This is a genomic window from Viridibacillus sp. NPDC093762 (assembly GCF_050279675.1).
Lineage (GTDB): Bacteria > Bacillota > Bacilli > Bacillales_A > Planococcaceae > Viridibacillus.
The window spans coordinates 45,462-59,491 of sequence record NZ_JBNNUK010000008.1 but is presented as its reverse complement, the minus strand read 5'-3'; the positions used below and the strand labels follow the sequence as shown (position 1 = coordinate 59,491).

General features: G+C 34.6%; 16 protein-coding genes, 1 pseudogene and 1 riboswitch. Of the genes and pseudogenes, 4 read left to right on the top strand and 13 right to left on the bottom strand.

All coding sequences use genetic code 11. From position 1 onward, the window contains the following. Positions 1–77: 77 nt before the first annotated feature. Genes ACQKM9_RS11840 through ACQKM9_RS11830 form a run of 3 tightly spaced genes read right to left on the bottom strand, consistent with a single transcriptional unit; the run spans position 78 to position 1,299 of the window. Positions 78–470: a VOC family protein gene (locus ACQKM9_RS11840; RefSeq protein WP_427734542.1), complete on the bottom strand. Its 393-nt coding sequence runs from the start codon at positions 468–470 to the stop codon at positions 78–80. Positions 471–526: 56 nt separating this feature from the next. Continuing rightward, on the bottom strand, positions 527–862 hold the full coding sequence (locus ACQKM9_RS11835; protein WP_427734541.1) for an ArsR/SmtB family transcription factor: 336 nt from the start codon (positions 860–862) through the stop codon (positions 527–529). Positions 863–864: 2 nt separating this feature from the next. Beyond that, positions 865–1,299, bottom strand: coding sequence for an SRPBCC family protein (locus ACQKM9_RS11830; protein WP_427734540.1), 435 nt, complete (start codon positions 1,297–1,299; stop codon positions 865–867). 180 nt (positions 1,300–1,479) lie between these two features. On the opposite strand from ACQKM9_RS11830, the gene ACQKM9_RS11825 reads away from it, so the two are divergent. The 4 genes from ACQKM9_RS11825 (at position 1,480) to ACQKM9_RS11810 (ending at position 5,446) form a co-directional block, all read left to right on the top strand. Further along, complete coding sequence (locus ACQKM9_RS11825) at positions 1,480–2,160, top strand: response regulator transcription factor (protein ID WP_427734539.1); 681 nt, start codon at positions 1,480–1,482, stop codon at positions 2,158–2,160. Further along, entirely contained in the window at positions 2,157–3,536 is a 1,380-nt protein-coding gene (locus ACQKM9_RS11820) for a HAMP domain-containing sensor histidine kinase (RefSeq protein ID WP_427734538.1), read from the top strand. The genes ACQKM9_RS11825 and ACQKM9_RS11820 overlap by 4 nt, the downstream gene beginning before the upstream one ends. A 132-nt stretch (positions 3,537–3,668) precedes the next feature. Then, positions 3,669–4,760, top strand: coding sequence for an ABC transporter permease (locus tag ACQKM9_RS11815; protein ID WP_427734537.1), 1,092 nt, complete (start codon positions 3,669–3,671; stop codon positions 4,758–4,760). An 8-nt stretch (positions 4,761–4,768) separates the two neighbouring features. After that, a complete protein-coding gene (locus ACQKM9_RS11810; RefSeq protein WP_427734636.1) occupies positions 4,769–5,446 on the top strand; it encodes an ABC transporter ATP-binding protein in 678 nt (225 codons plus the stop codon). 50 nt (positions 5,447–5,496) lie between these two features. Here ACQKM9_RS11810 and ACQKM9_RS11805 read toward each other — a convergent pair whose 3' ends face one another. The 10 genes and pseudogenes from ACQKM9_RS11805 to ACQKM9_RS11760 form a co-directional block, all read right to left on the bottom strand. Further along, on the bottom strand, positions 5,497–6,147 hold the full coding sequence (locus tag ACQKM9_RS11805) for a hypothetical protein (RefSeq protein WP_427734536.1): 651 nt from the start codon (positions 6,145–6,147) through the stop codon (positions 5,497–5,499). A gap of 299 nt (positions 6,148–6,446) precedes the next feature. Then, a pseudogene (locus ACQKM9_RS11800) lies at positions 6,447–6,884 on the bottom strand (YdhK family protein); the annotation flags it as partial. Positions 6,885–7,100: 216 nt separating this feature from the next. Beyond that, entirely contained in the window at positions 7,101–7,952 is an 852-nt protein-coding gene (locus tag ACQKM9_RS11795) for a DUF2785 domain-containing protein (protein WP_427734535.1), read from the bottom strand. 28 nt (positions 7,953–7,980) lie between these two features. Then, entirely contained in the window at positions 7,981–8,121 is a 141-nt protein-coding gene (locus ACQKM9_RS11790; RefSeq protein WP_427734534.1) for a hypothetical protein, read from the bottom strand. 39 nt (positions 8,122–8,160) lie between these two features. Further along, positions 8,161–8,712, bottom strand: a complete 552-nt coding sequence (locus tag ACQKM9_RS11785; protein WP_427734533.1) for a histidine phosphatase family protein — start codon at positions 8,710–8,712, stop codon at positions 8,161–8,163. A 17-nt stretch (positions 8,713–8,729) separates the two neighbouring features. After that, entirely contained in the window at positions 8,730–9,167 is a 438-nt protein-coding gene (fosM, locus tag ACQKM9_RS11780) for a FosM family fosfomycin resistance protein (RefSeq protein WP_427734635.1), read from the bottom strand. Positions 9,168–9,206: 39 nt separating this feature from the next. Continuing rightward, positions 9,207–9,731 carry an AAA family ATPase gene (locus ACQKM9_RS11775; protein WP_427734532.1) on the bottom strand — a complete coding sequence of 175 codons (525 nt, stop codon included), beginning with the start codon at positions 9,729–9,731 and terminating at the stop codon, positions 9,207–9,209. Between the two features lie 147 nt (positions 9,732–9,878). Continuing rightward, positions 9,879–11,705: an APC family permease gene (locus ACQKM9_RS11770; RefSeq protein WP_427734531.1), complete on the bottom strand. Its 1,827-nt coding sequence runs from the start codon at positions 11,703–11,705 to the stop codon at positions 9,879–9,881. 109 nt (positions 11,706–11,814) lie between these two features. Then, a riboswitch (cyclic di-AMP (ydaO/yuaA leader) is annotated at positions 11,815–11,958 on the bottom strand. Positions 11,959–12,173: 215 nt separating this feature from the next. Next, complete coding sequence (locus ACQKM9_RS11765; RefSeq protein ID WP_427734634.1) at positions 12,174–13,361, bottom strand: MFS transporter; 1,188 nt, start codon at positions 13,359–13,361, stop codon at positions 12,174–12,176. A 255-nt stretch (positions 13,362–13,616) separates the two neighbouring features. Next, positions 13,617–13,976: an MmcQ/YjbR family DNA-binding protein gene (locus tag ACQKM9_RS11760; protein WP_427734530.1), complete on the bottom strand. Its 360-nt coding sequence runs from the start codon at positions 13,974–13,976 to the stop codon at positions 13,617–13,619. Positions 13,977–14,030 lie beyond the last annotated feature (54 nt).

Sequence of the window (14,030 nt, the reverse complement as noted above, 5' to 3'; positions counted from 1 at the left end):
GGCAAAACCTTTTTTCTTTAAATACTATTTTTGAAAATTTTGATACCTATTAAAGAAATTTTAAAATCATCATACAATCACTCAAATGTAAGTTGCCAAGAAACACCGAATTGATCAACAAGCCAACCAAACTTTTTGCTAAATCCATAATTATCTAATGGCATTAACTCACTACCCCCATCAGATAACTTGCCGTATAAATCATCTATTTCCTTCTCTGAATCACAAGTAATATAAAGAGAAAATGATGGCGTAAACGTGAAATCGTGTTGTACATTACTATCGATACACAAAATCTCCTGCCCTTTCAATGAAAATGCAGCTTTCATTACGCTTCCCTCAGTTCCAGTTCCATTAGCCCCATAACGAGTAATATGCAAAACTTTTGAATCTGGTATTAAAGCAACATAATAATTCATCGCTTCCTCAGCATTCCCTTGAAACATTAAAAACGGTGTCACTTTTGTCATTTTCCTCACCCTTTCCCTTCACTTACTATCAGTGAAATTGTTATTACATATACCAACTACTCCGTATCTGTTATAGACTCATTTTCTACAACGTACTTCAATTTTGATAATTTGTTATTCCAAAATTGCTCATAGAAGGCGAGCCATTGCTTCAATTCTGTTAATGGTTCTGGTTGTAGCATATAGATTTTCTCTCTACCCACTTTTGTACCACGTACAAGCTCCGCATCTGCAAGTACATGAAGATGCTTTGCTATTGCTGTACGGCTCATATCAAAATGAGTAGTAATTTCTGCAATGGATCGTTCCTTTGTAGCTAATAAATGTAATACTTCTCTACGTGTTGGATCAGCAATCGCTTGGAACACACCATACTTTTCTGCAGCTGACATGCCTAGCCTTCAACCGCTTGTTTGAATTTATGCTGAACGATACCAACCCAACCTTGTTCCATGGTATCTCGAATGATAGAGCTTGGCTGTTGTGCTTTCGTTACAATAGTATCTGCATACTTCCATCCACCGTGAATAAGAGTAAATTCTGTTTTCTCTCCTAATGCTTTTAAAATGAAGGTCACAACCCAGCCATCAGTATCCCATTCAAAAGATAAGCGATTTGGTTCACTGATTTCGATTACTTTACAAGGTGAAGGACCAAATGGAGATTGCACTTGGAATTCATATCCTTTTTCTAATTTAAAATTATTCGGCATAAACCAAGCTTCAATTCCTTCTGCCGTCGATACATAATCCCACACCTTTTGAATCGGTGCATTTACGAGTACTGTTTGTTTTATATCTTGTAATGTCTCTTGCTTATTGTTTGTCATTGATATTCTCCTTTTCCTACCACAAATGTACAACCATTTGGTTTCGTATCAAGATTATATATAACCATTTAGTTTCATGTCAACAAAATAGATACGCTAATCTTGTAATTTTAATTATTTACCGAAGTACTATATGATTATTAGTTAAAGGGACTGTTATTAATTGGAGGGGCAAAATAAATGACCAGCATTTTAATTGTGGATGATGATGTAAATATTCTAAATTTGGTAGAGGTGCATTTACAAGATGCTGGATACCATGTATTTAAAGCAAATGATGGTATGGAAGCATTGCGTATTCTTAAAGGTACACTCTGTGATTTAGCAGTTATCGATGTAATGATGCCATATATGGATGGCTATTCTTTAACAAAAGAAATACGTCAGCAGTTTGATATTCCTGTCATCTTACTAACGGCCAAAAACCAAATTACGGATAAGGAAAAAGGCTTTGATTCCGGTACAGATGATTATCTTGTAAAGCCATTTGAACCACAAGAATTACTATTTCGTATTAAAGCATTATTACGCCGTTACGATAAACAAGTTGTTGATTCTATCGTTCGTTTAGGTGACATCTCAATAAACAAATCAAATTATGAAGTGCATATTGGTAATCGCACAATATTTTTACCATTGAAGGAATTTGAATTGATGTATTTTTTAATGTCTCATCCTAAACAAGTTTTTTCTAGAGAACATTTAATTGAACAAGTTTGGGGATTAGACTTTGCAGGTGATGATCGTACGGTCGATGTTCATATTAAGCGTTTACGTGAGCGCTTTTCAGATCTAACAGATACTATTCATATTAAAACTGTACGCGGGATCGGCTACTTATTGGAGGACAAAAGTATATGAAATCCCTCTACTTTAAATTCATTATGTTGACGATTGGTATTATGCTCCTAAGTGGCGTGCTATCATTCTTTATATCCAATACGTATTATCAACAAAAGCTAAAACCATTTAACGATGCAAAGAATACACAAATTGCATTAGATATTGCGGAGTTTGCAGAAAAACATCCTACCACTGACTTGAAGGATTATCTCGAAAATCTGTCGTTCATCGGTTATCAACTGTACTTGGTTGATACATCGCGGAAAGGCACTTATTTTGGGGCAGATTTTCGTGTGAAGGAACTACCAAAGTCTACAATCGATCAAGTATTAAATAATGAGGTTTACCACGGACTTCTTCATTTCCCACAAAAAACATTTGTCACTGGTTTTTTTGCAAATGAATTGAGAAATACGATTGGAGTACCATTAACACATGATAACAAAAAATATGCACTCTTCCTTAGACCAGACATAAAATTACTTTTCAATGAGATGCATATTTTATTTGGTTGGCTATTTGCGTCAACAATAATACTAAGTATTTTAATGGTAATCATCAGTACAAAATATTTAGTAAATCCTATTACTAAATTAACAAAAGCGACGAACTCGTTAGCCGAAGGGAAATTTAATGTCGAACTCGATATAAATCGTAGTGATGAATTAGGAAAGCTAGCAAATAGCTTCTCTCATATGGCAAACCAATTAGAACAATTCGATGATATTCGAAAAGAATTCATCTCAAACATTTCCCATGATATCCAGTCTCCACTTTCGAATATTAAAGGATATACAAACTTATTGGGAAAAGATGAACTACCCTCAGAAGATAAAGAAAAATATATTGCAGTTATAAATGGGGAAATTGAAAGACTCTCCACTCTAACCAAGCAACTACTACTCCTCTCATCTTTAGATCAGAATGAGGATATTATGAAGAAAAAACCATTCAATTTAGCAGAGCAACTTAAAGAACTTGTCCGCCAGTATCAATGGGCTGTTGGAGAAAAAGGAATTATGCTTAGTTATTCTCTACCAGATTTCGAAATAGTAGGCGACCCTTTACTACTTAACACCGTATGGGACAACCTCTTAACGAATGCGATAAAATACAATAAAGAAAATGGAAGCATTGATATAGCAATAGCCAAAAAAGACTCCTCCATTATCGTCACTTTCCAAGATAAAGGGATAGGTTTATCTGAGAATGAAATTGATAGGATATTCGATCGGTTCTACCGTGTAGATACTTCAAGAGCCCATTCTGTTGAAGGCTCTGGACTTGGTTTATCCATCGTTTCATCCATCATCAAATTGCATAATGGGAAAATTGATGTTATAAGTGAAGAAAATAAAGGTACGATCTTTTCTGTGACATTACCCATTCAATAATATTGTCAGTTATTATCTTGTGGACTTCTCCATAAATAATAACTGACTTTTTTTGTAATTTCTTATTCATCTTCCGTTCATATTCAAGATGTACATTATGGATGTAACCAAGAACAGGAGGATGAAGTAGATATGTTTTCTCTTTCATTAAAAGAAATTAGGTTTTTCAAACTTAGATATTTATTGATCGGTTTTATAATGTTTTTCGTTGCAGCGTTGGTGTTTATCATTAGTGGATTGGCAAACGGTTTGTCATCAGATAATGCATCTTCTATTCAGAACATGAATGCACATGCATTTTACTTAGACAAAGATGCAGACAATCGCCTCGATCGCTCTCGCTTTGATGAAAAAGTATTATCGGATATAAAAGACAATAAAAATCTACAAACAGTCGGTCTACAAATGCTTTCTTTAAAGGAAGTAAACTCAGATAAAAAAGTCGACGTAAGCATGATGGGAATTGACCCAAACAGCTTCTTAATGCCTAAAGTAACTGAAGGCTCAACTATTAAATCATCTAAAGGACCAACAATTGTTGCCGATGAATCATTAAAAAAACAAGGAATTGAAATCGGCGATAAGTTATACGAAGAAAACTCAGATATTACTTATACAGTAGTTGGTTTTACCGAGAAACAAACGTTCAGTCATACACCAGTAGCTTTTGTAAGCAAAGAAAGCTGGGAAAACCTTTTTGCTTCAACACAAAAAGTATCTTATAACACGATTGTTATAAAGGATGCTAATAAAGAATTACAAGAAGATGTTTCATCTACTATAAACAATGGGGTTTGGGTAGAAAAAGGCGATGTTATTAAAGGTATACCTGGTTACGATGCTGAACAAAAATCATTATTAATGATGTTGGCATTTCTAATCGTAATAGCTGTATTCGTTTTAACAGCCTTCTTCTATATTATGACAATTCAAAAAGTTAACCAATTTGGTGTTTTAAAAGCAATTGGTGCAAAAAACAATTTCCTCATTGGTTCTACAATTATCCAAGTAATTATCCTATCCATTGTAAGTATTGGTGCAGCAATCGGTTTTGCAGCAATCTTGCAAGCTATTATGCCAAAGGGTATTCCATTTGTCTTTGACTTTGGTTTAATCCTTATATACTCTGGTGTTTTATTTATCGTGTCGATTTTCGGTTCGTTACTTTCAAGTGCTAGCATTGTAAAAGCGGATCCTTTACAAGCTATGGGGAGGGCAGAATAATGACTAAAATTCCATTAGAATTAAAAAATATTCGTAAAGTATTTCAAGATGGTGAACAAGAAGTTGAGATTTTAAGCGACCTCAATTTCCAAGCAATTAAAGGTGAGCTTGTTGCTATACTCGGTCCATCAGGTTCAGGTAAAAGTACAGTATTATCTATTGCAGGCGCACTTTTAAGCCCAGATGGCGGTGAAATGATTGTTAACGGTGAAAATATAGCAAACCATAATGACAAACAAAAAGCAGAAGTACGCTTACGTTCAATCGGCTATATATTCCAAGCTTCTAATCTAGTTCCTTATTTAAAAGTAAAAGATCAGCTTAAATTAGTAGCTGATCTTGCAGGCTCTTGGAATAAAGAAACACAACAGAGAGCAGATGAACTGTTAAAATCAGTTGGTCTTGATCATCGTGCAAATCACTTTGTACAGCATCTATCTGGTGGTGAAAAACAACGTGTCGCAATTGCACGTTCATTAATGAACAACCCTGATATTATTCTTGCTGATGAACCAACTGCTAGCCTTGATTCTGAGCGTAGTAGCGAAATCGTTGCACTCATTGCAAAAGAGGTAAAGGAAAAAAATAAAGCAGCTGTGATGGTAACGCACGATGAAAGCATCTTATCTTATTGCGATAAGATTTATGAAATGAAAAATGGCCAGTTAACATTAAGAACAACTTAAATAAGGAGACACGGTTCATTACCGTGTCTCCTTTTCAATTGACTTTCATTCTAATTTTTTATAAATTTACTTTTTAATATATATACCTCTTTATTATCTGATAGTTCTTTAATCAGTTTTTGAGGATTCTCGTTAAGTTCCTCATAATTGTGAGGTTCTGTTTCATTAGAATATCCATGAATCATATAACCTAAAATCATTTCAGACTCAATATTTTTCTCATCTGCAATTGTGCTTTTCCATACTGTAAAAGTCGGATCGGATGCCATTTTTGGAAGCTGAGTTCTTATACTACTTGAGTTACTTCCATTACCAGAGGTTACACTCAAACTTAATATATTTTCTGAATTGGATTCGGCTTTTTTAATTGTATTCATAATGATGGTACCACTACCTTTTACTTCAGAGTTAAGGAGTAAAACTTCTGAATCGGCTAGCCTCCCCTTTTCATATGCCTCAACCCATAATCTTAAGTGATTGTACGATTTATCTATTTGGTATTCATAAATAAGATACTGTTCCGTAGTTCTATCTAATATAGTTTCTTCCCTTGTGGTTAACTTAGGGTATTTCATCATATTTTTTTCTGTAAACATAACTTTCTGTTCTATCGGTTTATCTATAGCTTTTTCTTCAATACTACAAGCACAAAGTAACAATATACAGCCTATTAATGCTGCTCCTCTTTTTAATGCGCTCATTCATCCCCCGTCCTTCTATAAGATGCATGACTTGCATCTCAACACTCAAATAGCGATTCGAATTTCATTGGAAGTCCCAAGTTCTATAATATTTTCTTCAGAATCATTTAGATTCTAATACTCTATATAAAATTTCCCCTTTATTTTGAGTTTAACTTAAACAATCTATAGAGGTGCAAAAAATCGAAAGTAGTAAATACATATTATAATTTTCACTTCCTCTAATTTGTAAGTCTTAGAATTATTATTCTACCTAAATAAAAAATACCCTCTAGATTTAGCAATCTAAAGGGTATTTTTTATTTAGCTTTTATTTCGTTCTCTGTTAACCACTTATGATTTTCTACTGCTTTACCACCCGTATTTGGTTTGTAATTAACCATATATACTGTAGTTGGTTCTGCAGAGTCAATTTTGGCAGCAACACCATACATACCTTTCATATGTGAAGCCATTATCTTAACTTCAGTACCAGGTTTCAGTAAATTATCACCCGCATCAACAATCTCTTGTTGAATAACCCACTTATGATTCTTCACTTTTTCCTCACCATTTGTAGGTGTATATGAAATAGCATAGGCATTTGTATTAAAAGCTCCTACTATTATGGCTTCTGCACCCTTCATACCGTCCGTATGACTTGTTTCGATCATCACTTTACTTCCAACTTTATATTTTGGATTTTCTTCTTCTTTTAAATCAGCTGGTAGCTCCGCAGATACAGAATGGTCCATCTTCATTTCTTTATCATTTACCTTCGTATCTACTTTTTCTACTTTTCATATTACTCTACATCCTCCTAGTTGAAAAAAAGTTGTTAATATTTTTCTCAACTAGAATGTACCGTTCCCTATATAGCAAATTTCAAACTTTCTAACACCATTTATAAAAGCTTAAAATCATTGTCTAGCCTGAACTCCCTAAAGCTATCATAGTTAAATAATCCTTCCTATTTAACCTAATTTAAAATGTTTAGCGATTTGCATATACACAACGCCTTCTAATTTCGGCATACTCTTATTAATTTTCAATGCAAAATATAATGTTTTCATAAAATGAAGTGTACAAGTCCTTGCTTTAAAATACGCTGGATCATACCCTATGCTATATAGATGATGATCTAGCTTATCAAAAATTTGCTCAGCCCATTCAACGAATACTTCTTCTGATACACCTTTTTTCATCATTTCTTCTATTACTATGATTAAACGCTCTTCTTCATCATCTATATAAACAGCATTTTTCCATAAGCAAGCTTTAATTGCTTGCAATATCGGTGGTGCCATACGCAGTTCAAAGGCTGGATGACGAACCGTTGCGGCAGCCAAATCAGCTCCATGCGCAATACTGTGTGCCCATCCCTTACCATCTAAAAACCCTCGAACATCACGTTCTTTTTGTAAATAATGACCGCTTTTTTCTAAATATGTAGTCAATGCCGCATTAGGCAAGAATCTTAATTCTGCATCTGTTGTTAAAATACCAGTCAACAACAACGCTGAAAAAGATCGCGTTAACACTGTATCAGTCTGTTCATCACCCATTTGGAAAAATAAATAATGTTCCGATACAATCTCTTTATACAAATATTGCATTTGCTCGTATGATAGTAACTGCTCCCCAAGCATCTCCATAAATGTTCTATAAATCAGTTGATCACGTAATTCTGCATCGACAGCACCTATTTCCTGTAGCATATTGGATAACAACTCGTCTCCCTGCTCAGCAATCAGAGTTTTACGTTCTAATATAGGCATCGATACCCATTCAATTAAAATCTGCTTTAAATCCATAACATCCTCCATTAATTCCCCTCATTTGTCACTGTGTACATTATGCCATGAACATCGAAACAGCTGCATTAGAAATAAAAAAGCCACCTACCATTCGAACATTGATAGGTGACTTAGATATTGCTACAATTAACTCTTTATAATTCATATAACCATTTCTCAGCCATTTGTTTAAAGTCATCTCTTCCCGTATCGATTATTCTCATCTACTAATCTCCCTCTAATAAATATGTTCTATCTTCATTAAATTCACACCACCAAATGACAACTTATAGATATCTGGCATTTGTAGCTCTTTCCAAAATGCAAAATCATATTTTGCATCAAAGTAATTCATGATCAACACCATCAGATTCCCATGTGTTCCAATCACAATATTTCGATCTTGATAAGTATGCAAAACTTCCATCAAACCTTCTATACCTCTGGATTGAGCTCTATAATTGGATTCTCCTTCATCAAATGCGAAATCTGGTTCTTGCCAAACTTTTGTTATTGCTGCAGTAAAATCCTTTACTTCTCCTTGAGCTAGTCTACGTTCTTGAAAAGTCTCATTCAATTTAATTTCAGCTTTATTGTATTTTGCTAGAGGCTCAATTGTTTGAACCGCTCTTCTATATGGGCTAGATATAAATGTATCAATTTTCTCCAATTTAAGCTTTTCTAAAATGGGCTTGGCATCTCTTAGTCCTTTTTCGGATAATGGCCGTGTTAATTCATCCGGTGTATACACTGAATGCGCATGCCTTACAAAGTAAATATTTGTTGTCATCTCGACATCTTTCCTCACTATTCTGGTTTACTGTCATAAAAAAATTCCATATGTTTTTTATCCTGTATGTAATAATCCATTCTATCTTGTAATGTACCTGTATGAAATTCGAACTTGTGACCATCTAAATCTGTAAAATAGATAGATTTCTTATCCCTTTGATCTCTTTGTCTACCAGATAATATATTTACATTTAAATTTCTAAGTCTTTCATACATGGCATTGATATCCGAATCTTTTATTGTGAATGCTATGTGAGTATAGGACTGGTGTATTTCATTGCGGGATATGCCTTCTTCTACGTTTAATGCTAGCCATATACCACCGACATCAAAATATGCTGTAGAGCGCCCTTTTACTAATAACTTTGCATCAAATACATTTTGATAAAATTCAATTGATTTTTCTAAATTTGAAACCGAAAATAAGAGATGATTTATACCTTGAATATTCATGAAAACCGCCCTTTGCCAATTCATTTTCATATATAAACATTAATTTATTTTCTCAACAATGTGCTCAATTATTTCAGTTAAATCTTTGTTCTCCGTATTAATATAATACGAAAAGTCATTGTTTTCGTATGCTGCTAAACATTTATCTGTCTGCTGAAAACACCAATCCCCCATAACTTCTCCTCTCTCTAACAAACGTTTATGAATTGTCTCTTTAGTGGCTGTTAAGCAGAAATGATACACTTCATTATCTACTTGATATAAGCCATCCATGATTTCAGTGAAGTATTCAAAGTTCCTAATAGTCATTGGGACAATCAATGTCTGCCCATACTGCTCATGAAGACATCTAGCTGTTTCCACAAATAACTTTCTCCATAAAATAAAATCCTGAAAATCTCCACTAGGAGCCTCTTTTTCTTTTATATCATTTGGTAACATATGTCTGAGCATAAATCCCACTACTTCCGGGTCAAAAATAATACTCTCTTCTAAATTCGCATGCAATAATTCAGTAACGCTTGTTTTCCCAACACCAAAGGCGCCATTGATTAAAATAATCATAGTTTCTCCTTTTTTATCTTTAGACTTTTTTATTTACAAATAAAATTAAAGCCCTGTAATTAAATACAGGACTTTAATTCATTTAAGCTATAAGGATAAGGATTTTCTTTGTATTATATATTCAATAAAACTTTAAAAAATCCTCTATTATTTTTGCAAATGAAATGGAACTGTGATGAGGACTACATTTCTCCGATACAGCAAAGAGGTGTGTATTAACAGACTCGACTGATTGTGGAGAATATTTTGCCAACCTTTCTTAGGCAAAAATTGTGGAATGATGACAGAGACTTGATAGTTTGACTTACTCGCTAGTCTTTCAGCTTTGTCTATGAATTTCGTTAGTGGTTGCACAATACTGCGATAAGGAGAGTACAATGTCACCAACTTCACATCGGGTTGCCACTTCTTCCACTGTTCCTCAAACTTTCTCGTATCCTCTCTTTCAAATGCAATATATACTGCAATAATTTGATCAGCATTCAACGATTGGGCGTAATTTAGTGAATTTCTTACAACCTTCGTAATGCCTGCGACAGGAACAATAATAACATTACCTTCGATTGGTGGAACTTCTTCATCAGCTATTAATCTGAGCTGTGGCCCCACCGAATCGTAATGTTTTTTTATACGATGGAAAACAAAGATAATGATTGGTAAGAAAATAAACACTGGCCATACTGCAGGCAATTTTGTCACGAAAAACACAATTGTTACAACAAATGATATCGTCGCTCCAACTGAGTTGATGATTAGTTTTGTTACCCAGCCTTGAGGTTTTTCTCTTATCCATTTCACAATCATTCCCGTTTGAGATAATGTAAAAGGTATAAAAACCCCAACAGCATACAAAGGAATTAATTTCTCAGTAGTACCATTAAATACGATGATCAATAGAATTGCTGCCAAACTCAATAAAATAATGCCATTAGAATACCCTAAACGATCTCCTCTTATTTGAAACATTCTAGGAATAAATTTATCTTTTGATAGATTCACAGCTAGTAATGGGAACGCAGAATACCCTGTATTTGCAGCGAGCACTAATATCAACGCTGTTGTTCCTTGAATGAAGTAATAAACCATATTACGCCCGAAGCTTGCTTCAGCGATTTGGGATACAACAGTTGATGTCGCACTCGGTGTAATACCGTAATAATAAGCTAGGAAAACAATGCCTGAAAATAAAATCGCAAGCAAACCGCCCATTGCCATTAAAGTTTTCGCTGCATTTACAGGTGCAGGTTCTTTAAAATTTGGAATAGCATTCGAAATGGCTTCGACACCAGTTAAAGCAGAACTACCTGAAGCAAAAGCTTTTAAAAAAATAAACAAGCTAAGCCCTGCGACAGGGGTACCAATTGAAGTATGCAAATCCGCTGGAACATTACCTGTCAAAACATTAAAGATTCCTACTCCAATCAAGATTAATAACGCTAACACAAATAAGTACACTGGATAAGCTAAAACAGAAGCTGATTCCGTCACGCCTCTTAAATTCAAAATCGTTAGTAAGATAACAAATACAATCCCAATCTCCACATTATAATCATGGAGACTTGGAAGCGCTGATGTTATAGCATCTGTTCCAGCAGACACACTAACAGCCACCGTCAAAATATAATCGACTAATAAGGAACCACCGGCAACAAGACCTGGATTAACCCCGAGATTTTCCCTAGATACAACATAAGCCCCTCCCCCATGAGGATAAGCATAAATAATTTGGCGATATGACAGTATAAGTGCTGTTAAAAGAATGATGACGCCAATTGCAATAGGTATTGAATACCATAGCGCTGCTGTTCCAACTGTAACTAATACGATCAATATCTGCTCAGGACCATATGCTACAGACGATAGAGCATCTGATGAAAGGATAGCCAATGCTTTCGTTTTATTTAATCTTTGTTCACCTAATTCAGTCGATTTCAATGGTCTACCAATCAACATTCTTTTCAATGAGGCTTTCATTTTTCTCACCCAATCTAGAGGATTTTTTACTTTTAGAGAACAAAAAAAGCCTACAGGTCATCAACAAATAGACCTGTAGACATTAGGGTTCCTGTCTAACAAGCTCCATCTTCCTTCTCATATAACGCTTACGGGGTTAGCTGTCGGATTCGGGCCTTGAGTAGCCCTACCTTTTTCAAAGGATTCACCCCTAGGATTACATTACAATCCGTAAATGGGTCCCCCGTGTATTTCACTTAAGCGATTTAGAAATTTGAAACTTATGTAATATTACTCCCAAGTTATAAAAAAGTAAATAAATTTTTTTTACAAATAAAAAGTGACTTTTCTCAATGAGAAGTCACTTCAAACTGAAGACATACTATTCTAGTTTACTCGCCTATTTTGGTGGGCTTATTAAATATTGATAAAAAATTATTCGTATCTAATGAACAATAGACATATCTCTAACTTTTCAATTAATCAATACTAAACTAGTTCATCCCCCGGAACACCAATATTAGATTTTCTCATTAGATATGTAATACATAGCGCCAATGCTATACTCACACAAAGTAAGATTACTTTAGCATCGACATAATCAAATAACGCACCAAAAATTAATGCGCCAATAGGACCTGTTCCAACCGATAACGTTTCTATAATACCAAATACCCGTCCACGGTACTCATCATCAATTGATCGTTGAAGCACTATACCAATCGGCGTATTCGCACAAACGCCCATTGCTGAAAACAAGATCATTAACACCATATAAAAAATGAAGGTACTAATATCATTAAAATTCATAAATAAAGGAATTGTAATACTAGCAACGACTGCACACATCATAAACGCAGCACGCTTAACAAAATGCAAAGGTGATTTCAAGTCGCTACGAGTAGATAAATAAATAGAAACGACAAGCATACCAATCGCTCCTGCCCCTTGAATAATACCTACTTGAGTTGACGGAATACTTAACTTTTCAACTAAGATAAATACGAGCCCCACACTAACGGCAGAAAAGAAAAAGTTCATCCATAGTGTGGTCATCAATAACGTTTGCACAAGGGGCTTTGTACGTAAATATTGGAATCCTTCCTTCATGCTCGCTACCATCGATTCTTTTCTCTTCTTCACAGGTACTTCAAACAATGTAAAGTCCATTGTTGCTTCCATACATAGTGCAATTACATAAGCTATAAACATCGTCATTAGGAACACTTCCATTGAGACAAAACCAAATAACATGCCTCCAATAGATGGACCACCAATTGCGCCAATAGAATGTGACACCTGATTAAAAGAAACCGCCTTCTGTAAACGTTCCTTACCGACTAAATTCGGTATAGAGCTTGAAAAAGCAATCCCATTAAATGCTCCGAATGTAGAAAAAATAGCCGTAATTGTATATATAGCAGGCACTGATATTCCGTACATCACCGTATAAACAATCAAAACACCAACTGACAAACTAATGCCAATCATACTTGTCACAACAACACGCTTTTTTGGAAAGCGATCCGCCACATACCCTGCAACTGGCGCTGCTAGAGCACGTGGTAGTACATTAAATAGAATATTCGTAGCAAAGCTAAGTGCTGAACCTGTTACAGATAATATGTATAAACTCATTCCAAAGTTAAACACGCCAAAACCAAGTGACGTCACCATCTTACTCACTAGAAAGGTATACAAATTGCGCTGTGCCTTTCTCGACTGACTCTCTCTCAAATTACTCTACCCTCTAACTTCCAATATTTTTCGGTTCCCGTAATAATTTATTTTACGGTTTGAAAGTATGGAAGTCAAAGTACCCTTTAGATCTATTTTCCATAAAAAAAGTACAACAATTTTTCAAAAGAAAACACTGACCTATTTCCTTTTCCTATCACTTCCACATATACTACATGTGATTTATTTTATAGGTCATTTTGCAACAATTTCTTTTTGTACCTTTTTAGTTAATTTTTCAAAAACTAAATTATATGAATGTACAATTAAATTTTCGAAAATATCAACAGACAAATCCGATTCCAAATATAATGAATTCCAGTGTGTTTTGTTCATATAATACCCTGGAACAATGCTCTTATAAGTCTCACGCAACTCTACAGCTCGATTAGGCTCACATTTTAAAGTTATGATGGGCTTTCTTTCAGCATCTCCACCTAACATTGCAAACATCTTACCACCTATATGATAACGTTCCGCTTGCCAATCCTCTTGATAATCATGCGTTATACCCGGTAAAAGTTCACAAAGTTCCTGTAATTTTTCTTTATCCATTAATATTACTCCTTTTATAAAATCGGCAGTTTTGTAAAGAACCAATATAAAGTT

What these genes read in the sequence shown, in the direction of transcription:
- ACQKM9_RS11840 (WP_427734542.1), bottom strand. Translation starts at nt 470, where the DNA reads ATGACAAAAGTGACACCGTTTTTAATGTTTCAAGGGAATGCTGAGGAA.
- ACQKM9_RS11835 (WP_427734541.1), bottom strand. Translation starts at nt 862, where the DNA reads ATGTCAGCTGCAGAAAAGTATGGTGTGTTCCAAGCGATTGCTGATCCA.
- ACQKM9_RS11830 (WP_427734540.1), bottom strand. Translation starts at nt 1,299, where the DNA reads ATGACAAACAATAAGCAAGAGACATTACAAGATATAAAACAAACAGTA.
- ACQKM9_RS11825 (WP_427734539.1), top strand. Translation starts at nt 1,480, where the DNA reads ATGACCAGCATTTTAATTGTGGATGATGATGTAAATATTCTAAATTTG.
- ACQKM9_RS11820 (WP_427734538.1), top strand. Translation starts at nt 2,157, where the DNA reads ATGAAATCCCTCTACTTTAAATTCATTATGTTGACGATTGGTATTATG.
- ACQKM9_RS11815 (WP_427734537.1), top strand. Translation starts at nt 3,669, where the DNA reads ATGTTTTCTCTTTCATTAAAAGAAATTAGGTTTTTCAAACTTAGATAT.
- ACQKM9_RS11805 (WP_427734536.1), bottom strand. Translation starts at nt 6,147, where the DNA reads ATGAGCGCATTAAAAAGAGGAGCAGCATTAATAGGCTGTATATTGTTA.
- ACQKM9_RS11795 (WP_427734535.1), bottom strand. Translation starts at nt 7,952, where the DNA reads ATGGAGGATGTTATGGATTTAAAGCAGATTTTAATTGAATGGGTATCG.
- ACQKM9_RS11790 (WP_427734534.1), bottom strand. Translation starts at nt 8,121, where the DNA reads ATGACTTTAAACAAATGGCTGAGAAATGGTTATATGAATTATAAAGAG.
- ACQKM9_RS11785 (WP_427734533.1), bottom strand. Translation starts at nt 8,712, where the DNA reads ATGACAACAAATATTTACTTTGTAAGGCATGCGCATTCAGTGTATACA.
- fosM (WP_427734635.1), bottom strand. Translation starts at nt 9,167, where the DNA reads ATGAATATTCAAGGTATAAATCATCTCTTATTTTCGGTTTCAAATTTA.
- ACQKM9_RS11775 (WP_427734532.1), bottom strand. Translation starts at nt 9,731, where the DNA reads ATGATTATTTTAATCAATGGCGCCTTTGGTGTTGGGAAAACAAGCGTT.
- ACQKM9_RS11770 (WP_427734531.1), bottom strand. Translation starts at nt 11,705, where the DNA reads ATGAAAGCCTCATTGAAAAGAATGTTGATTGGTAGACCATTGAAATCG.
- ACQKM9_RS11765 (WP_427734634.1), bottom strand. Translation starts at nt 13,361, where the DNA reads ATGGTGACGTCACTTGGTTTTGGCGTGTTTAACTTTGGAATGAGTTTA.
- ACQKM9_RS11760 (WP_427734530.1), bottom strand. Translation starts at nt 13,976, where the DNA reads ATGGATAAAGAAAAATTACAGGAACTTTGTGAACTTTTACCGGGTATA.